This is a genomic window from Burkholderia sp. Tr-20390, assembly GCF_017104595.1.
Taxonomy (GTDB): Bacteria; Pseudomonadota; Gammaproteobacteria; order Burkholderiales; family Burkholderiaceae; genus Burkholderia.
In genome coordinates, this window is sequence record NZ_JAAGPC010000112.1 from 1 (window position 1) to 21,758 (window position 21,758).

Annotated in this window: 21 protein-coding genes; 18 read left to right on the forward strand and 3 right to left on the reverse strand. The window is 67.9% G+C overall.

Annotated features, from left to right (window positions below; translation table 11 throughout):
- On the reverse strand, window positions 1-710 hold a 710-nt coding region (locus G3N98_RS25675), incomplete at its 3' end, for an AAA family ATPase (RefSeq protein WP_206149548.1).
- 244 nt (window positions 711-954) lie between these two features.
- On the opposite strand from G3N98_RS25675, the gene G3N98_RS25680 reads away from it, so the two are divergent.
- From G3N98_RS25680 to G3N98_RS25735, 12 genes are all read left to right on the forward strand, one after another.
- Complete coding sequence (locus tag G3N98_RS25680; RefSeq protein WP_206149549.1) at window positions 955-1,881, forward strand: universal stress protein; 927 nt, start codon at window positions 955-957, stop codon at window positions 1,879-1,881.
- 18 nt (window positions 1,882-1,899) lie between these two features.
- Window positions 1,900-2,880 carry a quinone oxidoreductase gene (locus G3N98_RS25685; RefSeq protein ID WP_206149550.1) on the forward strand — a complete coding sequence of 327 codons (981 nt, stop codon included), beginning with the start codon at window positions 1,900-1,902 and terminating at the stop codon, window positions 2,878-2,880.
- Window positions 2,881-2,890: 10 nt separating this feature from the next.
- Entirely contained in the window at window positions 2,891-3,739 is an 849-nt protein-coding gene (locus tag G3N98_RS25690) for a TauD/TfdA family dioxygenase (RefSeq protein ID WP_206149551.1), read from the forward strand.
- A gap of 120 nt (window positions 3,740-3,859) precedes the next feature.
- Window positions 3,860-4,915 (forward strand): 3-keto-5-aminohexanoate cleavage protein, encoded by a 1,056-nt coding sequence (locus G3N98_RS25695; protein ID WP_089425436.1) that lies wholly within the window; start codon window positions 3,860-3,862, stop codon window positions 4,913-4,915.
- Window positions 4,916-5,075: 160 nt separating this feature from the next.
- A complete protein-coding gene (locus tag G3N98_RS25700; RefSeq protein ID WP_206149552.1) occupies window positions 5,076-6,404 on the forward strand; it encodes an MFS transporter in 1,329 nt (442 codons plus the stop codon).
- Between the two features lie 16 nt (window positions 6,405-6,420).
- Window positions 6,421-6,996 carry an alpha/beta hydrolase gene (locus G3N98_RS25705; RefSeq protein ID WP_175240778.1) on the forward strand — a complete coding sequence of 192 codons (576 nt, stop codon included), beginning with the start codon at window positions 6,421-6,423 and terminating at the stop codon, window positions 6,994-6,996.
- A gap of 317 nt (window positions 6,997-7,313) precedes the next feature.
- Complete coding sequence (locus tag G3N98_RS25710; protein ID WP_089425439.1) at window positions 7,314-8,480, forward strand: extracellular solute-binding protein; 1,167 nt, start codon at window positions 7,314-7,316, stop codon at window positions 8,478-8,480.
- A 49-nt stretch (window positions 8,481-8,529) separates the two neighbouring features.
- Window positions 8,530-9,615 (forward strand): ABC transporter ATP-binding protein, encoded by a 1,086-nt coding sequence (locus G3N98_RS25715; RefSeq protein ID WP_206149553.1) that lies wholly within the window; start codon window positions 8,530-8,532, stop codon window positions 9,613-9,615.
- 37 nt (window positions 9,616-9,652) lie between these two features.
- Window positions 9,653-10,525, forward strand: a complete 873-nt coding sequence (locus G3N98_RS25720) for a sugar ABC transporter permease (protein ID WP_206149554.1) — start codon at window positions 9,653-9,655, stop codon at window positions 10,523-10,525.
- Window positions 10,525-11,448 (forward strand): ABC transporter permease, encoded by a 924-nt coding sequence (locus tag G3N98_RS25725; RefSeq protein WP_206149555.1) that lies wholly within the window; start codon window positions 10,525-10,527, stop codon window positions 11,446-11,448. Before G3N98_RS25720 ends, G3N98_RS25725 begins: the two co-directional genes overlap by 1 nt.
- A 122-nt stretch (window positions 11,449-11,570) precedes the next feature.
- Entirely contained in the window at window positions 11,571-12,008 is a 438-nt protein-coding gene (locus G3N98_RS25730) for a hypothetical protein (RefSeq protein ID WP_206149556.1), read from the forward strand.
- A 267-nt stretch (window positions 12,009-12,275) separates the two neighbouring features.
- Window positions 12,276-12,488, forward strand: a complete 213-nt coding sequence (locus G3N98_RS25735) for a hypothetical protein (protein WP_006497261.1) — start codon at window positions 12,276-12,278, stop codon at window positions 12,486-12,488.
- Between the two features lie 288 nt (window positions 12,489-12,776).
- Here G3N98_RS25735 and G3N98_RS25740 read toward each other — a convergent pair whose 3' ends face one another.
- Window positions 12,777-13,742, reverse strand: coding sequence for a D-2-hydroxyacid dehydrogenase (locus G3N98_RS25740; RefSeq protein WP_206149557.1), 966 nt, complete (start codon window positions 13,740-13,742; stop codon window positions 12,777-12,779).
- A gap of 251 nt (window positions 13,743-13,993) precedes the next feature.
- On the opposite strand from G3N98_RS25740, the gene G3N98_RS25745 reads away from it, so the two are divergent.
- The 6 genes from G3N98_RS25745 (at window position 13,994) to G3N98_RS25770 (ending at window position 19,899) form a co-directional block, all read left to right on the forward strand.
- On the forward strand, window positions 13,994-15,184 hold the full coding sequence (locus G3N98_RS25745; protein ID WP_206149558.1) for a CoA transferase: 1,191 nt from the start codon (window positions 13,994-13,996) through the stop codon (window positions 15,182-15,184).
- A gap of 24 nt (window positions 15,185-15,208) precedes the next feature.
- Entirely contained in the window at window positions 15,209-16,171 is a 963-nt protein-coding gene (locus G3N98_RS25750; RefSeq protein ID WP_206149559.1) for a hydroxymethylglutaryl-CoA lyase, read from the forward strand.
- Between the two features lie 22 nt (window positions 16,172-16,193).
- A complete protein-coding gene (locus G3N98_RS25755; RefSeq protein ID WP_206149560.1) occupies window positions 16,194-16,577 on the forward strand; it encodes a VOC family protein in 384 nt (127 codons plus the stop codon).
- Window positions 16,578-16,823: 246 nt separating this feature from the next.
- Window positions 16,824-17,651 carry an alpha/beta hydrolase gene (locus tag G3N98_RS25760; protein WP_206149561.1) on the forward strand — a complete coding sequence of 276 codons (828 nt, stop codon included), beginning with the start codon at window positions 16,824-16,826 and terminating at the stop codon, window positions 17,649-17,651.
- A 96-nt stretch (window positions 17,652-17,747) separates the two neighbouring features.
- Window positions 17,748-18,641 (forward strand): LysR family transcriptional regulator, encoded by an 894-nt coding sequence (locus tag G3N98_RS25765; RefSeq protein ID WP_089494876.1) that lies wholly within the window; start codon window positions 17,748-17,750, stop codon window positions 18,639-18,641.
- Window positions 18,642-19,020: 379 nt separating this feature from the next.
- Window positions 19,021-19,899, forward strand: a complete 879-nt coding sequence (locus G3N98_RS25770) for a PhzF family phenazine biosynthesis protein (RefSeq protein ID WP_206149562.1) — start codon at window positions 19,021-19,023, stop codon at window positions 19,897-19,899.
- A gap of 124 nt (window positions 19,900-20,023) precedes the next feature.
- On the opposite strand, the gene G3N98_RS25775 is transcribed toward G3N98_RS25770, so the two are convergent.
- Window positions 20,024-21,481 (reverse strand): MFS transporter, encoded by a 1,458-nt coding sequence (locus tag G3N98_RS25775; protein WP_206149563.1) that lies wholly within the window; start codon window positions 21,479-21,481, stop codon window positions 20,024-20,026.
- Between the last annotated feature and the right edge of the window lie 277 nt (window positions 21,482-21,758).

Here is a 21,758-nt window from a genome sequence, read left to right on the forward strand (position 1 = left end):
TGCAGGCCGGGCGGCCAGCCGTCGACGCGTTCGAACAGCCGCGCGAACGCGTCGGCATCGACCCGCTGCGCAAAGCGCGCGCCGACCAGCGCGATCGTCTCGTCGAGCGTGAAGCGCAGCCAGTCGGGGCCCGCGAGCGTGCACTGCCCGCCGGCGAGCAGGTCGCCGGCCACGTGATCGAGCCCGCGCCGCGCGGCGACCACGACATGCAGGTTTTGCGGCGCGTTGTGCAGCACGTAGGTCAGCGCATCGAGGCCGGCGGGCGGCAACCGCTCCGCATCGTCGACGATCAGCAGCGCATCGATCGACAACTGCGCGACCTCGGCCAGCCACGCGGTCACGCCCTCCAGCGCACGCGCCGCGTCGGCCGCGCCGACCGGAATCAGGCGCCCGAAGCCGGGCCGCGCGCAACCGGTCCGCACCGCCTGCACGAGCCCTTGCAGCAACCGCGCCGCATCGTCGCGCTCGTCGGCCGACAGCCATACGACCGCACGGCCGAGCGCGAGGGTTTCGCGGCGCCATTGCGCGAGCAGCGACGTCTTGCCGTAACCGGCCGGCGCCTGCACCAGCGTGACCGGCCGGCCGTCGAAAGCGGGTACGGCAAGGCTCAGCCGCGCGCGGGCCAGCAACTGCGCCGGCACGCGCGGCGCGGTCGTCTTCAGGACCAGTTCGGTGGGAGGCACGTCGGCGCGATCGGGTGGGTGGGCCATCGGGGCAGCAGTCGGATTCCGGCGGTGCCGTGCGGGCCAGCGTCCGGGGTGGGTGTGGGGGGAAGGATCGGCCGAACCGCGTTCGCGCGTCAATCCCCCCCCGCGACGAGTGGGGCCGCACCGGCACCGCATCGATAGCATGGGTTCCGATGCAAGACGAACACCACGAGGAGCCCACCCATGAAGATCGTATCGACCGGCACGCGGCGCAGCGCGCCGCTCGCCGGATAAGCGGAGCGGCACGATGTACCGCCATCTGCTCGTGACGGTCGACGGCTCGCCCGGCGGCATCGATGCGATCGGCCATGCGCTCGAACTGGCGCGTGCGGTCGGCGCCCGGGTCACGTTCATGCTGACCGACGCCGCGCCGGACTCGCGTTTATCCGGAGCGCGGCTGCCGGAGCACGGTGCGAAAGTGGAAGCCGCCGCGCGGGCACAGGGGTTGTCTCATGCGATCGCGGGGGCAGGCCATCCGGGGGCCGGCGACGCAGCGCCCGGTGCGCTGGCGGCCGAACTCGGCTGCGACCTGATCGGCGTCGCGGCGCTGCCGCACGACGCCGACGCGGCGGCCTGCGCGCAACGGCGGCACCTGCTCGCGACGAGCGGCGTGCCGGTGCTCGTGTGCACGTCGCGGCGCACGCCTGCCGAGATGCGCGTGATGGCGCGTTGCCTCGATGCGCATCGTGCGGTCGAAGGGTGGCTGCGGGCGTTGATGGCCTGCGGCACGGCCTCGAACGAGCCGCAGCATCAGATGATCGACACGCAGGAGGCACTGGCATCGCTCGCCGCCCTGCAGTACGCCCGGGTCGGCACGGCCGCCGAAGCGCGCCTGTTCGCGGCATTGCGCATCCGTGCGGAGTGCGTCGGGGCCGAACTGGACGAACTCTACCGCCAGCGGCAGCGTGACGCGCAAGCGCTCGATGCGCTCATGCGGATCGCCGCGCAAGGGCTGCCGTCGCCCGCCTTCGACACGGCGCTCGCCCGCTATGCGCATGGCGCGTTCGAGCAGATGGGGCGGATGGAAGGCGTGATTTTCCCGGCCGCGCGGCGCTATCTCGGCGACGCGGACTGGGCAGAGCTAGATGAATCGCTGGCGGACGGCGCAGCCGCGACGCCGCCACGCGCAAACGAACCGAACGAACCCGACGATGCGCGGCGCGCATCCGACTGACACCCTACGGAGAACACCATGGCACATGCAGTGCGATTCCACGAAACCGGCGGCCCCGAGGTCCTGCGCTGGGAGGAAGTCGACGTCGGCGACCCGGGCCCCGGCCAGGTCCGCCTGCGGCACGACGCGGTCGGCCTGAATTTCGCCGACACGTACTTCCGCAGCGGCCTGTATCCGGTGCCGCTGTCTGCCGGCCTCGGGGTCGAGGCGGCCGGCGTGGTCGAAGCGGTCGGCCCGGGCGTGACGAACGTCGCCGTCGGCGACCGCGTGACCTACACGGGCTTCCTGAACACGCTCGGCGCGTACAGCACCGAACGGCTGATTCCCGCCGCGCCGCTCGTGCGGCTGCCGGCCGGCATCACGTGCGAAACGGCCGCGGCGATGACGATGCGCGGCCTGACGTCGGCCTACCTGCTGCGCCGCATCCATGCGTTCGCACCGGGCGACACGGTCCTGCTGCACGCGGCCGCCGGCGGCGTCGGGCTGATCGTGTCGCAATGGGCGAAGCTGCTCGGGCTCAAGGTGATCGGCACCGTCTCCAGCGAGCACAAGGCCGAAATCGCCCGCGCACACGGTTGCGACCACACGATCGACTACAGCCGCGAGGACGTCGCGAAGCGCGTGCGCGAGCTGACGGACGGCGCGGGCGTCGACGTCGTGTTCGACAGCGTCGGCAAGGACACCTTCGAAGGCTCGCTCGATTCGCTGAAGCGGCGCGGGCTGATGGTGTGCGTCGGCACCGCGTCCGGCCCGATCCCGCCGTTCGATCCGCAGCGCCTCGCGATGAAGGGCTCGCTGTACCTGACGCGCCCGGCGCTGGCCGACTACATCGCCGATCCGGCCGAGAAGAACGACCTGGCCGGCGAACTGTTCGCGCACGTCGCGGCCGGCCGGATCCGGATCGAGATCAACCAGCGCTACGCGCTGCAGGATGCCGCGCAGGCGCATCGCGATCTCGAATCGCGCAAGACGACCGGTTCGTCGGTGTTCATCGTCTGAGGAGACGCGCATGCGAGTCGAACCCCTGACCTGCGCGATCGGCGCGGAACTGCTGGATGTGAGCCTCGCCGACGCCGTGCACGACGACGGCCTGTTCGCCGAGATCCGCGTGCAGCTGCTTCGCCATCGCGTGCTGTTCCTGCGCGACCAGGACATCACGCGCGCCGAGCACGTCGCGTTCGCGCGGCGCTTCGGCGAGCTCGAGGATCACCCGGTGGCCGGCAGCGATCCCGAGCATCCGGGGCTCGTGCGGATCTACAAGTCGCCTGACCAGCCGAACGACCGCTACGAGAATGCGTGGCACAGCGATGCGAGCTGGCGCGTGGCGCCGCCGTTCGGCTGCGTGCTGCGCTGCATCGACGGTCCGCCGGTTGGCGGCGACACGATGTGGGCGAACATGGTGCTCGCCTACGAGCGCCTGCCTGAACACGTGAAGCAGCAGATCGACGACTTGCGCGCGCGCCACAGCATCGAGGCGAGCTTCGGCGCGGCGATGCCGATCGACAAGCGCCTCGCGCTGAAGGCGCAGTACCCGGACGCCGAGCATCCGGTCGTGCGCACGCATCCCGAAACCGGCGAGAAAGTGCTGTACGTGAATGCGTTCACCACGCATTTCACCAACTTCCACACGCCGGCGCGCGTGCGGGTCGGGCAGGACGCGAATCCCGGCGCCGGCCAGTTGCTGCAATACCTGATCAGCCAGGCGTACATCCCCGAGTACCAGGTGCGCTGGCGCTGGAAGAAGCACAGCGTCGCGATCTGGGACAACCGCAGCACCCAGCACTACGCGGTGATGGACTACCCGCCGTGCGTGCGCCAGATGGAGCGCGCGGGCATCGTCGGCGACGTGCCGTTCTGAGCCCGCCAATACCGTAGCCAATCTCTGAAACCCCATGCAACGCGCCGGGCCCGCCGCCCGGCGCGGCGGGATACGCACGCCCGTACGCCCGCAATACAACGATTTCCACTGGAGGACGACATGCAATTTCTCGACGATTCGCTGCACCCGGAAAACCAGGACAAGGTGGTCATCACGGTCGCGCCGTACGGCCCCGAATGGATGCCGGCCGATTTTCCGGAAGACATTCCGGTGACGATGGACGAGCACGTGCAGAAGGCCGTCGACTGCTACAACGCGGGCGCGACGGTGCTGCACCTGCACGTGCGCGAACTCGACGGCAAGGGCAGCAAGCGGCTGTCGAAGTTCAACGAACTGCTCGGCCGGCTGCGCGAGGCGGTGCCCGACATGATCCTGCAGGTGGGCGGCTCGATCTCGTTCGCGCCGGAAGGCGAGGGGGCGGACGCGAAATGGCTGTCCGACGACACGCGCCACATGCTTGCCGAATTGACGCCGAAGCCCGACCAGGTGACGGTCGCGATCAACACCGTGCAGATGAACATCACCGAGCTGATGAACCGCCAGGACATCGCCGGCACGTCGTTGAACGAAGCCGCGTACTGGGACGCGTACCGCGAGATGACCGTGCCGGCCGGCCCCGGCTGGGTCGACGAGCACCTGCGCCGCCTGCAGGCGGCCGGCATCCAGCCGCATTTCCAGCTCACCGGCATGCACGCGCTGGAAACGCTCGAGCGGATCATCCGCCGCGGCGTCTATCGCGGCCCGCTGAACGTCACGTGGGTCGGCATCGGCGGCGGCTTCGACGGCCCGAATCCGTACAACTTCATGGAATTCGTGCGGCGCTGCCCGGACGGCGCGTGCATCACGCTCGAATCGCTGATGAAGAACGTCCTGCCGATCAACACGGTCGCGATGGCGCTGGGCCTGCATCCGCGCTGCGGGATCGAGGACACGATCATCGACCAGAAGGGCAACCGGATGACGTCGGTGCAGCAGGTCGAGCAGTGCGCACGGATCGCGCGCGAACTCGGCCGCGACATCGCCACCGGCAAGGAGGCGAAGGCGATCTACCGGATCGGCGTGCAGTACGACGGCATCGACGAGACGCTGGCGCACCTCGGGATGGCGCCGAACCGCCGCTCCGGCCAGGTGAACGTGCCGCTGCGGGCCGCCTGACGCGCCGCGCACCCGGGCAGGCAGTCGTCACGGCCGCCGCCCGCCGATCGTTGTGGCGTGGCACCACCCCTGCGCAGCGCGCGGGAGCGGACTCCGGTCAACGGAGCGGTGCCACGCAAGCCGCGCCGAAGCACGACCTCCGGCGCCGGAGGAGACACGCATGCTGATCCATCAAGTCGAGCCGTCGATGCAGGACGTCGCCGCCGCCGGCCGGCGCGCGCCCGCGTATGCGTGGCTCGTGTTCGGGCTGACCGTCGGCCTGCTGCTGTCGGACTACATGTCGCGGCAGGTGCTCAATGCCGTGTTCCCGCTGCTCAAGCACGCGTGGGCGCTGTCGGACACGCAGCTCGGTTCGCTGTCCGGCGTCGTCGCGCTGCTGGTCGGGTTGCTGACGTTCCCGCTGTCGGTACTCGCCGACCGCTTCGGGCGCGTGCGCAGCATCGTGCTGATGGCCGCGTTGTGGAGCGTCGCGACGCTCGGCTGCGCGCTGTCGACGAACTACGCGGAGATGCTCGTCGCACGCGGCCTCGTCGGGCTCGGCGAAGCCGCGTACGGCAGCGTCGGCGTCGCGCTGATCCTCAGCATCTTTCCGGCCCGGCTGCGCGCGACGCTGACCGGCGCGTTCATGGCCGGCGGCGCGTTCGGCTCCGTGTTCGGGATGGCGCTCGGCGGGCTGGTCGGCGCGCATCTCGGCTGGCGCTGGTCGTTCGGCGTGATGGCCGCGCTCGGCATCGTGCTGCTCGTCGCGTATCGCTGCGTCGTGACCGAACGGCGGCTCGCCGCGTATCGGATCGAACCGTGCCGGCGCGACGCCGGCGCACCGCGCGACCTGCGCGGCAACGTGCGCGCGCTGATGTCGGGGCTGTTCGCATCGCGTTCGGTGATCTGCGCGTACCTCGGCAGCGGGTTGCACCTGTTCGTGCCGGGCGCGCTGTTCGCGTGGCTGCCGAGCTACCTGAACCGCTACTACGCGATGGCGCCCGACCGCGCGGCCGTGCTCGCGGCCGGCTTCGTGCTGCTCGCGGGTGTCGGGATGGTCGGCTGCGGGATCGTCACCGACCGCGTCGGCAAGACCGACGGCAAGCGCAAGTGGCTGACCGCGATCGCGTATTGCGTACTCACGGGCGTGTGCCTCGCGATTGCGTTCCGGCTGCCGCCCGGGCCACTGCAACTCGCGCTGATCTGTGTGGGCATGCTGGTCGGCGCGGGCGCATCCGGTGCATCGGGCGCGATGGTCGCGAACCTGACGCCGGCCGCGATCCACGCGTCGGCGTTCGCGACGCTCACGCTCGCCAACAACCTGCTCGGCATGGCGCCGGGCCCGCTGCTGACGGGGTGGGTCGCCGATCGCGCCGGGCTCGTCGGCTCACTGCAATGGATTCCCGTCGTGCCGCTCATGGCCGCCGTGCTGTTCGCGATCGGACGCGCGAGCTACGTGGCCGACCTCGCGCGCGTCGAACGCGACCGGCGCGCGTCCCACCTTTCCTGACCGCTTCGGAGACTGCATGACCCTGACGACCACCCCCACCATCCTGATCGTGCCGGGCTTGCGCGATCACGTCGACGACCACTGGCAGACGCACCTCGAACGACGCTTGCCGAACGCGCGCGCCGTCGCGCCGCTCGAAGCCGACAAGCTGAGCCGCGCCGCACGCGTCGCGGCGCTCGATGCGGCGCTGGCCGGGATCGACGGCCCGGTGATCCTCGTCGCGCACAGCGCGGGCGTGATGATCACGGTGCACTGGGCGCGCCAGGCCACGCGCCAGATCCACGGCGCGCTGCTCGCGGCGCCGGCCGATCTCGAGTCGCCGATGCCCGCCGGTTATCCGGCGCCCGATGCGATCGCCGCGAACGGCTGGACGCCGATACCGACCGGACGGCTGCCGTTTCCGAGCATCGTCGCCGCGAGCCGCAACGATCCGCTCGCGGGTTTCGAACGCATTGAGGTGCTGGCGGCAGGGTGGGGGAGCAAGCTGGTCGATCTGGGGGAGGTCGGGCACCTGAACCCGGCGTCGGGGTATGGCGAGTGGCGGGATGCAGAGCGGTTGATCGAAGAAGTGGCCGCTCTCGGCACGGCCTGACTGACTGAATATTCCCGCCTTTCGCGCGCCGCGCCCGACCGGGCGCCCGGCGCGCGCGCCGTCACCGTCGGGTCGCGATGCGGCCTCGAACCGATTCCATTTCGTCGCTCGCCGAGATACGACGTCTTAACACGCAGCACAATCGACCCGGCACGACGCCCCAGCATCGGTCGGCACACAAATCGTCAACAAACGGAAGGTATTTGTCAGGGAAAGTCCCGCCCCGCAAGCCGTGGTTTTTTGTTGACCGACATCGTATAACGCCGTCATGATTTCCTGAAAAGAAAGGTCCCATCCACCGACCGAAGTGAGGAGACATGAACGCCACCCCGATCGCTCGCCGTGTCCGCCGGATCGCACTCGCCGTGGGTTTCACGCTGTCTGCCACGGCCGCCGTCGCCGCCCCCGTCTCGCTGAACATCGTCGATGTCGCGGGCAACCTGCAGCTCACGCAGAAGGCCATCGAAGCCTTCAAGGACAAGAACCCGAACCTCGTCTCGAACGTCACGTTCACGAACGCGCCCGCGCCGCAGTTGCCGGGCAAGATCAAGGCGATGCAGGCGGCGGGGCGCGCCGACATCGACCTCGTGCTGACGGGCACCGACGCGCTGGCCGCCGGCATCGAGCAGAACCTGTGGCAGAAGCTGCTGCCCGACGACGCGGCCGCGCTCCCCGGCGTGCTCGACAAATACGCGCCCGGCCCGCGCAAGATGCAGGATCTCGCGCAGGGCTACGGCCTCGAAGTCACCTACATGCCGGCCGGCCCGCTGCTCGAATACAACCCGGCGAAGGTCAGCGACCCGCCGAAGACACCCGATCAGCTGCTCGCCTGGTGCAAGGCGCATCCGAACAAGCTGATCTATGCGCGCCCGGCGAACTCGGGCCCCGGCCGCACGTTTCTGATGGGGCTGCCGTACGTGCTCGGCGACAAGAATCCGCAGGATCCGATCAACGGCTGGGACAAGACCTGGGCGTTCCTCAAGGCGCTGAACGACTGCGTGCCGTACTACCCGGGCGGCACGTCGGCGGTGATGAAGGAACTCGGCGAGGGCACGCGCGACATGACCGTGACCGTCACCGGCTGGGACCTCAACCCGCGCGCGCTTGGCATCGTGCCGGCGGAATTCAAGGTCCAGGCCTTCGACAACATGACGTGGGTCAACGACGCGCACTACATGGTGATCCCGAAGGGCGTGCCGAAGGAAAAGCTCGACGTGCTGTTCAAGCTGATGAACTTCCTGCTCGAACCGGCGCAACAGGCGATGACCTACGACGACGGCTACTTCTATCCGGGCCCGGCGGTGAAGGGCGTGACGCTCGAGATGGCGCCCGCGCACAGCCAGGAGGTGATCAAGAAATTCGGCCGCCCCGAGTACGCGAAGCTGCTCGCGGAGCGCCCGCACGTGCAGCCGCTCAACGCGCAGGCGATGGTCGCGGCGTTCCAGAAGTGGGACCGCGAGATCGGATCGCAGAAGTCGAAGTGACGCAGGAACCGGCGGGCGCCGCGGCGCCCGCGTCGAGGGAGTTCGCGCAATGAAGCACAGTTTCGAACGGCTGCGGCTCGATGGCGTGTGCCGCAGCTTCACCAATGCGGAAGGCGCGCAGGTCGCCGCGCTGAACGGGCTCGATCTCGAGATCCGGCGCGGCGAATTCATCGCGATGCTCGGCCCGTCGGGCTGCGGCAAGTCGACCGCGCTCAACTGCATCGCGGGGCTGCAGCCGCTCACACGCGGCGGCATCTGGCTCGACGACACGCGCATCGACGTGCTGCCGCCCGAGCGCCGCGGCTTCGGGATGGTGTTCCAGAACTACGCGCTGTTTCCGCACATGTCGGTGCTCGACAACGTCGGCTTCGGCCTCAAGATGCGCGGCGTGCCGAAGCAGGAAACGCGGCGGCGCGCGCAGCAGGCGCTCGAACTCGTGCAGCTCGTCGGCCACGAGGGCAAGCTGCCCGGGCAGCTGTCGGGCGGGCAGCAGCAGCGTGTCGCGATTGCGCGCGCGATCGTGATCGAGCCGCCGCTCGTGCTGATGGACGAGCCGCTGTCGAACCTCGACACGAAGCTGCGCATCGAGATGCGCGCCGAGATCCGCCGCATCCACACGCAGCTCGAACGCGCGACGATCTACGTGACGCATGACCAGGACGAAGCGCTGTCGATGGCCGACCGCATCGTCGTGATGAAGGAGGGCGTCGTGCAGCAGGTCGCGACGCCGAAGGACGTCTACACGCGCCCGCACAACCTGCACGTCGCGCGCTTCATGGGTTATCGCAACGTGCTGCCGTTCACGCTCGAAGGGATGGCCGGCGATTACGTGAACGTCGCGGCCGGTGGCGTGCGCGTCACGGGCGTGCCGATGGCCGGCTTCGATACGAAGGAGGTCGTGGTCGCGCTGCGCCCCGACGACATCGAGCGGGCAGACGATGCGGGCGACAACACGAACGCGTTCGACTCGACCGTCGAAACGGTCGAGTACGGCGGCCGCGATTCGCTGATCCGCGCGGTCACGCCGTTCGGCCCGATCTGGGCGCGCGTCGCCGGCGAATTCACGGAAGGCGAGCCGCTGCGGCTGCGCGTTGCGCCGTCACGCACGCTCGTCTACCCGGGAGCGCCGACATGAGCGGCGTGGCCGCCGCGCCGTCATACCGGGAGGCCGCATGAGCACGGTCGCGTCCGGCGGCACGCCGCGCGACGCGAAAGCGTGGCTCGTCACGCCCGCGCTCGCGTTCATCGTCGCGCTGTTCATCTATCCGTTCGCGTACGGCCTCGTGCTGTCGTTCCAGCCGATGAACGGCGGCGGCGCGCTCGCGAACTACGTGCAGTTCTTCACCGACGCGGCGATGTGGCCGACCGTGCTCGTCACGCTGAAGCTCGCGGTGCCGGCGACGCTGCTCAACGTCGGCATCGCGGTGCCCGTCGCGTTCGCGCTGCGCCGCCACTCGCCGTACCAGAAGTTCGTCACGACGCTGCTCGTGATTCCCGTCACGCTCGGCACGGTGCTCGTCGCCGACGGGATGCTCACGTATTTCGGGCCGAACGGCTGGTTCCCGCAAGCGCTGCGGGGGCTGCACCTGTACACCGACGAAGTGCGCCTCACCCACAACTACTGGGGCGTGCTGCTGTCGCTGATCGTGTCGGGCTTTCCGTTCGCGTTCCTGTTGATGCTGTCGTACATCAGCGGCATCGACCCGACGCTCGCGCGCGCAGCGGCGACGCTCGGCGCGAACCCGTGGCAGCAGTTCCGGCAGATCTACCTGCCGCTGCTCGTGCCGGGGCTGACGATGGCCGCGTGCCTGTCGTTCGTGCAGGCGTTCTCGGTGTTCCCGTCGGCCGTGCTGCTCGGCGCGCCGGCCGGCCCCACGCGCGTGATCTCGATCGCGGCGGCGGAAGCCGCGTTCGAGAGCTACGACTATTCGCTCGCATCGGCAATCGCGATCGTGATGGGCTTCGTGCAGTTGCTGGTGGTCACGTCGATGCTCGGCGCGCGCCGCTTCTTCTATACGGGCGCGGTGACGGGAGGCAAGGGCTGATGGCGACCGACAATCATGCCGCGCGCACCTGGCCGCCGAAGCACGACACGCCCGATGCGCGCCCCGTCGACGCGAGGAAACCGCAGAAGATGACAAGCAATCTCGCCGGCCGCGCGTGGAAGGCGCTCGTGTGGGGGCTGATGGCGTTCTTCCTGCTGAACGTGATGCTGCTGATCGCGACCGTCGCGGTGAATTCGATCGCGACCCGCTGGTTCGGCACGCCGCTGCCGCAGGGCTTCACGCTGCACTGGTATGCGAAGGCGTGGGAGGACTTCCAGCTCGCGAGCGTGCTGTGGGTGACCGTCGAGGTCGTCGGCGCGGTCGTGCTGCTGTCGATCGCGCTCGGCGTGCCGGCCGCGTATGCGCTCGCGCGCGTGCAGTTTCGCGGCAAGCGCTTCGCGCTGCTGGTGTTCCTGCTGCCGCTGATGGTGCCGCCCGTCACGTACGGGATCCCGATGGCCACCGTGATGTACAAGGTCGGGCTCGCGGGCACGCTGCCGGGCGTGATCCTCGCGAACCTCGTGCCGGCGCTGCCGTTCGTGATCCTCGTGATGACGCCGTTCATCGAGCAGATCGACCCGAATCTCGAAGCCGCCGCGCGCATCTTCGGCGCGAATACGTGGCGCTATTTCCGCTACGTGCTGCTGCCGCTGCTGGTGCCCGGCATGCTCGCGGCGGGGCTGCTCGTGCTGGTGCGCACGATCGGGATGTTCGAGCTGACCTTCTTCACCGCGGGGCCGAGCACGCAGACGCTCGTCGTCGCGCTGTATTACGCGGTGTTCTCGACCGGCGTGCGCGCGCCGCAGTCGATCGACGCGATGGCGATGATCTACATGGCCATCACGCTCGTGTGGGTCGTGATCGCGCTGCAGTTCGTGAGCCCGACGCAGCTCGTCAGCCGCGTGAAGCAGGAGCGGCAGTAGGCGAGCGCGACGCACGGGCACGCGATGCCGCTCGCGCCTCCGTGCAATTGGTTACAAATGGATACCGCGCACCGCGCGCGGACGTTGCAGACTACGCGGCGTTCTCCCGACAACGGATATCCATGAAGTTCCACACGCTGCTGACACTCGCCGGTGCATCGACGCTGCTGGCCGCCTGCAACCTGCTCCACGACGGCCCCGGGTCGAGCGACGTCGATGCCGCCGTGCGCCGCGCGCTCGAGGCGGAAAACCATGGCGGCCTGAACGCGCTGTTCGGCCAGCCGCTGCCCGTCTCGGCCGATGTCGTGTCGGCGAAACCCGACGGCGACTGCAAGAAGCTCGGCGATCGCACCTACTCGTGCGACGTCGTCGTCACGTGGCGCAATGCCGACTACAAGCCTTCGCGCGCGAACCTGACCTTCGTGCAGGCCGCCGACGGCGCATGGCAGACGTCCGGCGTCGACGCGGCGATCGTCACCGGCACCGCGAAGTCGCTGGTCGACGAAATCGGCAAGGCGTGGCCGGGCAACGCGGCGAGCGGGGCGTCCGGGCCGCAGTGACGCGTCGGCGGCGCGGTGTGCGCTGATTCCGCGGGCACACGGCTTCATCCCTGCGGGCCGCACTCGTCCCGTTTCTTCAAGCCATCGATGACCGTCGCCCGTGCAGGTACGGCCACGGCTGGCGCGACCCGCGTTCGACACCGATTCGCCGAAAAGGGGTGCGAACACCTGACCCAAAAGACCGAACGCATCCTCGGTATGCGGGCTGCGTTATAGGGAAAACCCTTATTTCGAGATATAATCACGGCCTAAGAGATAGGTCGAACCATGCCTGAACGTTTCCAAACCCTTGAAAAATTTGTGTTTTCCCTCGTCGTGATGTCCGCCGTCGTGTGTTCGGCATTCCTCGCGTACGAGCGTCACCCCGAGATCAAGATCGCGCTGCACGAAGGCGAAGCGCTGATGCGCGAGAGCGCCAAGTACTCGGTCATCTGCTCGCCGTCCAAGGTCGATCCTTGCGTCGAGATGTCGGCTTACTGAGATTCGCGTCGGTCGCGGTGCGCTGCGATCGAAACGGTCGTTTCCGGAATTGGCCCCACTTAGTTTCGGACTTGTCCTATATCGTTGGTCGTCTGGATTCCTTAAAGTAGAGCCCATCAGGAATTCAGAAACCGGCCGCAAGATAGGGCGGATGCACGAACCCGTAACGTGCCGAGTCGCTGGCGTAAGCAGCCCCCGAATTCAGCCGGCCCCGCTTCGAGCCATCGAGCGGGGCCGTTCCGTTTGCGCGGTTCACATCACCTTCCGCAGCGCCATGCGCCACGCGCGTCACACTACGTGCCGCGGCATCCCGCCCACGAATGCGGCGACGTTGTCCACGAGCTGATCGGCGAGCGCCTGCATCGCTTCGTCACTCGCCCACGCGACGTGCGGCGTCAGGATGAAGGCCGGATGCGACAGGATCGCGTGGAAAGGATGCGCGGCCGGCAGCGGCTCCTGCGTGACCACGTCGAACCCCGCGCCTGCGATCTGCCCCGACTGCAACGCATCGACGAGCGCGCTTTCATCCACGAGCCCGCCGCGCGCGGTATTGATCAGCAATGGCCGGCGCGCCATCCGCGCGAACGCGGCCGCGTCGATCAGGTGCCGCGTCGCCGGCGTGAGCGGGCAGTGCAGCGTGATCACGTCGCTGTCGCGCAGCAGCGTGTCGAGCGGCGCGTAGTCGTCTCCCGCCGCATCGCCGTGCGCCGCGAACCGCACCCGCATGTCGAGCGCGCGGGCGATGCCGGCCACCGCGCGCCCGAGCACGCCGTCGCCGACGATCCCGATCGTCGAGCCGGCCAGGTCGCGAATCGGATGATCGAAAAAACAGAACTGCCCGCTATCGAGCCAGCGCCCCGCGCACACCGCGTCGCGGTACGCGACGAGGCTGCGGCGCAGCGCGAAGATCAGCGCGAACGTATGCTCGGGCACCGTGCGGACCGCATACCCGCGAATATTGCTCACCACGATGCCGCGCGCCGCGCACGCGTCGAGATCGACGATGTCGGTGCCCGTCGCGGCGATCGCGATCATCCGCACGCGCCGCGCATCGGCGAGCGCTGCCGCGTCGAGCCGCACCTTGTTGGTCACGACGATGTCCGCGTCGGCGATGCGCGCGGCCGTCTCGTGCGCGGCGGTCCGGTCGAAGGTCTGCAATACGTGCGGGAACGGAAACGGCTTCAGCACGGTGTGCGGCGACAGCGTCGCGCGGTCGAGAAACACGATCTTCGCGGGAGAGGAAGCAGAAAACATGGCGGGTCTCGCTGACAGGCGCCCGGCGGGCGCGGAACGGGTTCGATTCTGCCGGCGGCGCGCGTGCCGTCGTTTGCCCGTTGCGCGAGCGCGCTTTCCCGGATGGAAAGGCTGACGCTACGCGTTGCATGAGGGGCGTGACGCGCGCCTTTCCGAAACGGAAAGGCTGGTTGAGCATCGATCGATTTTCGCCGGGCGCGAACGCCGTCATGATCGCCTTCATCGACACCACGATTTCATCGGAGACAGCCATGACACGCCCCCTGGACGGCATCCGCGTGCTGGAACTCGGCCAACTGATCGCCGGGCCGTTCGCGGGCCGGATGCTCGCCGAATTCGGCGCCGACGTGCTCAAGGTCGAGCCGCCCGGGCTCGGCGACCCGCTGCGCAAATGGCGGCTGCTGCATGAAGGCACGTCGGTCTGGTGGGCCGCGCAGTCGCGCAACAAGACCTCGCTCACGCTCGACCTGCGCACGCCCGAAGGGCAGGACGTCGTGCGCCGCCTCGTCGCGGAAACCGACGTGCTGATCGAGAATTTCCGGCCCGGCACGCTCGAAGGCTGGGGGCTCGGCTGGGACGCGCTGTCCGCGATCAACCCGGGGCTCGTGATGCTGCGCGTGTCGGGCTTCGGGCAGACGGGCCCGTACCGCGACCGTCCCGGCTTCGGCGTAATCGCCGAAGCGATGGGCGGCCTGCGGCACCTGACCGGCGAGCCAGGCCGCACGCCGGTGCGCGTCGGCATCTCGCTCGGCGATTCGCTGTCGGCACTGCACGGCGTGATCGGCGTGCTGCTTGCGCTGCGGCATCGCGAGCAGCAAGGCGGCAAGGGGCAGGTCGTCGACGTCGCGCTGTACGAGTCGGTCTTCAACATGATGGAAAGCCTGCTGCCCGAATACTCCGCGTTCGGCGCCGTACGCGAGGCGGCCGGCAGCAGCCTGCCCGGCATCGCGCCGACCAACGCGTACTGCTGCCGCGACGGCAAGTACGCACTGATCGCGGGCAACGGCGACAGCATCTTCCGACGCCTGATGGAGCTGATCGGCCGGCCCGATCTCGGCAACGATCCCGCGCTCGCGCACAACGACGGACGCGTCGCGCAGGTCGAGCGCATCGACGCGGCGATCGGCGAATGGAGCGTGCAGCACGATCTCGATGCGGTGCTGGCCGCGCTGAACGAAGCACGCATTCCGTCCGGGCGCATCTACGACGTGGCCGACATCGCGGCCGATCCGCATTACCGCGCCCGCGACATGCTCGTCGATGCCGCGTTGCCCGACGGCACGCCGGTACTCGTGCCTGGCATCGTGCCGAAGCTCGGCGCGACGCCCGGGCGCATCGAACACGCGGCGCCCGCGCTCGGCGCGGATACCGATACGGTACTCGAATCGCTCGGCATCGATGCGGCGACGCGCGGCGACTGGCGCACGCGCGGCGTGATCTGAGATGCGGAAACAGGAGAAGACAACATGAGCGGCCAACGCAAACGCCTCTACCTCCACGAAGTCGCGACGCGCGACGGTCTCCAGAACGAAGCGGCATTCGTCGACACCGACGACAAGATCGCGCTCGTCGACGCACTGAGCGCGTGCGGCTACGCGAAGATCGAGGTCACGTCGTTCACGTCGCCGAAGGCGATCCCTGCGTTACGCGACGCGGAGGCCGTGATGCACGGCATCGCTCGCGCACCCGGCGTCGTCTATACGGTGCTCGTGCCGAACGTGCGCGGGGCGGAGCGCGCGCTGTCGTGCGGCGTCGACGAAGTGAACCTCGTGATGTCGATGAGCGAAAGCCACAACCGCGCGAACCTGCGGATGACGCGCGAGCAGTCGTTCGCACAACTGCGCGACGTGATCGATGCGGTACGCGGCACCGGTGTCGCGATCAACGTGTCGCTGTCGACCGCGATGGGCTGCCCGATGGAAGGCGATGTTGCAGCAGAAGGCGTACTCGCATGGATGCAGCGCTTCGCGGATCTCGGCGTGCACGGCTTCACGCTGTGCGACACGACGGGCATGGCGTTTCCGTCGCAGGTGCGCGACTTGTCGGCACGGGCGCGCGAACGCTTCGCCGCGCTGCAACTCACGCTGCACTTCCACAACACGCGCGGGATGGCGCTCGCGAATACGCTCGCGGCACTCGACGCCGGGATCGACCGCTTCGACGCGTCGCTCGGCGGACTCGGCGGCTGCCCGTACGCGCCGGGCGCGACCGGCAACGCGTGCACCGAAGAACTCGTGCATATGCTCGAACTCGACGGCTACGATACAGGCGTCGATCTCGCGGCCGTGCTGGCCGCGTCGGCACGGCTGCCCGCGCTGATCGGGCATGACGTGCCGAGCCAGATCCTGAAGGCCGGGCGCCGCTCGGACCTTCATCCGCCGCCGCGCGCGGACGCCGGCGACATGCCCGCGCAGCGCGCGTTCTCATGAACCACGAACAGGAGCGAACCTCATGGCGCTGATCGATCACCTCGACCATCTCGTGCTGACCTGCGTCGATCCCGACCGGACGAAGCATTTCTACACCGAGGTGCTGCAGATGCGGCTCGAAACCTTCGGCGCGGGCCGGATCGCCTTCCGCTTCGGCAACCAGAAGATCAACCTGCACGTGCGTGGCGCGGAATTCGAACCGAAAGCGCACGTGCCGGTGCCCGGCGCACTCGACCTGTGCTTCATCGCGTCCGTGCCGCTCGACGACGTGATCGCACACCTGAAGCGCCTCGACTGGCCGATCGTCGAAGGGCCGGTCGAGCGCACGGGCGCGACGCAGAAGATCCGGTCGGTCTACGTGCGCGATCCCGACCTGAACCTGATCGAGATCTCCGAGTTGATCTGAGCACCGGCGCACCACCGCGTCGTATCGCCGCTTCGCCCTCACGCGAGCGGACCTGATCACGGTGCGACTGCATGCCGCGCCGATCTCCCGCCGAAATCGGACAGCCGGTTTCCGCGCTCGCCGATTCCGGATAGCCGGCCCGTGCCGCGCTGCGGATAATGCATGCATCGGCGACTGAGACGCCGCCTTCGCAGCGGACGCAACGCTTGCGTCCGCGCTTGCGCAACCCGACCCAGGCAATTCCCGATGACGATCCTCTATCGCGGCATGGACCGCGCGGCGCTCGACGCCGCTTATCTGAACACGAAGGTGGTGCCCGATTTCCCTGCGTTGCTCGCGTCGATGCAGGCGCGCAGCGCAGCGCTCTATGCAGCCGCGTCCGTCCGGCGCGACCTGCGTTACGGCGCGCAACCCGCGCAGCGATTCGACTGGCTGTCGTGCGGTCAACCCGATGCACCGCTGTTCGTGTTCGTTCACGGCGGCTACTGGCAGCACTGCGCGAAAGAAGATTTCGCGTACGCGGCGAGCGGGCCGCTCGCGCGCGGTTTCGACGTGATACTTGCCGAATACACGCTCGCGCCGATCGCGACGATGACCGACATCGTCGGCGAGATCGGCGCGCTGCTCGACTACCTGGCGAACGACCCCGACGGCCTCGGCACGGCGAAGCGGCCGATCCACCTGAGCGGCCATTCGGCGGGCGGCCACCTGACGGCCGTGCACCGCGCGCATCCGGCCGTCGTGTCGGCACTCGCGATCAGCCCGCTCGTCGATCTCGAACCGATCTCGCTGTGCTGCCTGAACGACAAGCTGCAGCTCACCGCGCACGAAGTCGAAGCGTACAGCCCGGTGCGCCATGTCGGGCCCGGCGCGCCAACGGTCGTGGCGGTCGGCGAAGCCGAGTTGCCCGAACTCGTGCGGCAAGCACGCGACTACGCGACGGCGTGCGAAGCGGCCGGCGAACGAATCATCCACGTAGGATTGCCCGGCATGCAGCACTTCGACGTGCTCGACGATCTCGAGAAGCCGGACGGTGCGATGCTCACCGCCTTGCTGTCGATCGCGCCGCGCTAGGCGCGCCGTATCGCGCGGGGGCGGCCGGGCGTATGATCGGCGTCAGGCCGCCGCGCCGACGGCAGGCGCCGGCACGGCCTTCCCAGGACCCACGACATGGTGAACCCGCTTCATTTCGATCTGCAGTCGCTGCGCGTGTTCGCGCTCGTCGCCGAGCACGGCAGCCTGACGAAAGCGGCCGAACACGGCCAGCTCACGCTGTCCGCGGTCAGCAAGCGCATCGCCGAGCTGGAAAGCGTGACGGGCAGTGCATTGTTCGTCCGGCATGCGCGCGGTGTCGAGCTGACGCCTGCGGGCCGCGCGCTGCTCGACCATGCGGCGAAGGTGATCGAGCAGGTCAACCGGATGGCGCACGAGATGAGCGATTACGTCGCCGGCGTGCGCGGGCATATCCACGTATGGACCAACACGTCCGCGATCGTGCAGTTCCTTCCCGCCGATCTCGCCGCGTTCCTTACCGACCATCCGGGCATCAAGGTCAGCCTGGAGGAGCGGCTGAGCCACGAGATCGTCGACGCGCTCGCGTCCGGCAAGGCCGATCTCGGCGTGTTCGCCGACAACGTGCCGGCCCCCGGCATCGAACGGCGGCTGTACCGGCGCGACGAGCTCGTGCTGCTCGTGCCGCGCACGCACCGGTTCGCCGCGCGCGACAGCATCCGCTTCGCGGATACGCTCGACGAGGACTACGTGGGGCTCAGTGACGGCAGCTCGCTGCTCGCGCGCATGACCGACGCGGCGTTCGCGGTCGAGCGCTCGCTGAAGCTGCGGATCCAGGTATCGAATTTCGACGGTGTGAGCCGGATGATCGAGGCGGGGCTCGGCATCGGCATCCTGCCGCGCGATGCGGTGACCGGCGAGCGCGCGGCGCGGCTCGGGGTCGTGAAGCTCGACGATGCGTGGGCGACTAGAACGCTGTGGGTGGGGGTGAAGGCGGGCAGCGTGCTGACGACCGATATCGCGAAGCTGTTCGATTTCATGTCGGCGCGGTGAGGCGGGGCTGCCTCCGAGTCCCTGTTTCCGACAAGATGCTTTGACCATTCGAGGGTTCTCGACGCGATTTCGGCACACGGTCAATCGAAAGCAGATCGATTATTCAAATCAAGATTGACGTTCCGCTCGTGAATTCACAAGATTCCGTCTGTCAATGTCGACTGAACGAGGATTGCGAATGGGTCGACTCGAAGCTTGTATGGTTCTCGCCCCACCACGAGCAACGATTAGGCAGGAACGTACCGGTTGGCAGGTCTCTGCCGATTGCGCCGTCTTGGCCGGTTGCAGTCAGTCGGCGCCGACCGTAAGATCGCCGATCAATGACACGAACGCATGTGTTCGTCGCGCTTCGTTTGAGGTTCGTTCATCGGGAGGACTAGTGCGAGTTGAAGTTCAGATCGTCAATGCGTTGACGGACGGAAAAGCCGGGGGCAATCCTGCGGGCGTGGTGATCGATGCCGATGCGCTGACCGCAGGCCAGAAGCTGCATGTTGCCCAGCAGGCCGCATTGTCGGAAACCGCATTCGTATCGAAATCGAATATCGCAACGGTCAAGCTGGAATTTTTCACGCCGACGCGACAAATCGCTCATTGCGGTCATGCCACGATCGCCACATTTTCCCTCTTGAGAGCAATCGGCAGGGTAGGTGACGGCAAGTCGTCGAAAGAGACGATCGACGGATGCAGAGACATCGTGATCGATGGCGATACCGTTCTAATGGAGCAGCGTTCCCCAACTTATCGCTCAATCGGAGCGGACTCCCCGTTCTCCGCGAAAATCGCTCAATCGCTGGGCGTATCGACTGCCCGGATCCATGGTGTCGAAAGCCCGACCGTCGTCAACACCGGCAACAGCTTTCTGATGATTGCATTGCCCGACGAGCCGTCCGTGGCGGCGATTCGTCCGGACCCGCGCGCGATTGAATCGATCAGCGACGATCTCGACTTGATTGGCTATTACGTATTCTCGACGACGACGAAAATACCTGGTCGCCATGCAGGAGCCCGCATGTTCGCGCCGCGTTTCGGCATTGCCGAGGAGTCGGCGACAGGAACCGCGGCCGGACCGTTGGCGTGCTTGCTGTACGAGCGGATGGGGGCAGGCGACACGGAAATCACCATTGAACAAGGGCACTTGATGCCCCAACCTTCGCCGAGCGTCGTCAAGGTTCGCCTTGATGTCGACGGTGGCAGGATCTCGCGATTGATGGCCGGCGGTACAGGGGTTGTCATGCGGTCGATCACGGTCGAGATCTGAGGTTGCGTCGAGCGTCCGCTTCCCGGTAGGCCGAACGACTTCAATGGATCGGCAAGCGACAGATACCGCGAAACATCAGTCGTGATGAGGGAGCGCGTTTCCGCGTCCCCTCGGCGCCAACCGCTCAAACCGGATTGATCTCATCCTGACTGCGCCGCGTGGTCAGCGGCCCGAGCGCACGCAGCGTGACCGCGACGATACCGAGCGCGACCGAGATCACCCCGAACATCGCACCCGCGCCATAACTGCCGAGCACCGGCAACAACACGAACGGCAACACCCCGCTGACGATCCGCGACAGCGCATAGGTGCTGCCGATCGCCGTCGAGCGCACCCGCGCCGGGAAAATCTCCGCCTGGTACACGTGATACGCGTTGCTGAACACGTTCGATGCACAGGTCGTCAGGACCCCGAAGCCGACGATCAGCGCGGTATTACCCGAATACGCGAAGCACAGCCCGAACACGGCGATCGACAGGATCGACACGATCACGAGCGTGCGGCGCTCGATCCAGTTGAGCAACGGAATCGACAGCAGCGAGCCGATCGGATAGCCGATGAACGACAGCGCGATGAACAGCGTGCTGTCCGTCACGTCGAAGCCGCGACTTTTCACGACCGTGCCGGCCAGCGTACCGAACCCGTAATAACCGAAGCCCTGAAACAGGTGAAAGATCGCGAGCATCACGTAGCGCGCGCCGTACGGTTCGCGTCGCAGCAGCGCGATACGCTCGCGAAGCCCGAGCGGCCGTTGCGGCTCGACCGGCTCCGCGAACTGCTCGGGCACGCGCACGCCGGTGCCTGCCGCGAAGCGTCGCAATGCCGCATGCGCGTCGGCGGTGCGACCCTGCGCGAGCAGCCAGCGCGGGCTTTCCGGCAGCCGATGCTGGACGAACAGCACGTACACGGCGCCGAGGCTGCCGATCGCGAGGATGATGCGCCAGCCGGCCACGCCGCCGACATGAAGCGGGTTCAACCACAGCGCCAGAAACCCGACGAGCGGCACCGCGACATAGGAAGTCGTATAGGCCCACGCGGCGAGCCTGCCGCGCTTTTCCTTCGGCAGGATCTCGGACAGGAAGCTGTCGGCAACCGGATAGATCGCGCCGACGCCGATGCCGGTCAGGAACCGGCACGCGACGAGCATGTCGGCATTCACCGAAAACGCGCCGACCAGCGAGAATGCGCTGTACCACGTGAGCGTCAGCAGGAACGCCTTGCGCCGGCCTATGCGGTCGGCGAGGCTGCCGAGGCACATCGCGCCGACGAACATGCCGATGAACGCCGATGCGAGCAGCAGCTTGAAATCGGTGCTCTGCCGGCTCAGCCCGTATTCGTTCTGCAACGCGGAACCGATCGTGCTGACGAGGAAGATCTCGTACATGTCGAAGAACAGCCCGATGCCGATCACCCAGACGACGAACCGGTGCAACGCGCCGACCGGCAGGTCGTCCATGAAATCGCCGAGCGTGACGCGGCGGCCGGGGAGGGCCGACGCATCGGCGCCGGCGGCAGTGGCCGGCGGCCGTGCGGACGCGGGTTCGCCCGCGCTGCCGCCGAGATCGAGGGAATGGCTGTTCATCGTGTCTCCTGATTATCGATACGCCGTGGCGCGAGGCCCGGCCGTTCGCAACCGGCGCGCTGCATCCGGTCGCACGACGTGGCGGCAGGCACCGCAAGGCCAGTGAAAGGGCCGAATAGGCGGGCTGTACCGATCGTTCGACACATGGTGGGCAAATCCACGGCACGTGATAATTGCGGATGCCTCAAGCGTCCTTTCCTGCGCAGAAAGGGTGCGGAACACGCGGCAACCGGCATGCACGCGGCAGGCCCGTGCAGCCTGCCTGGCGCGCGGTCAT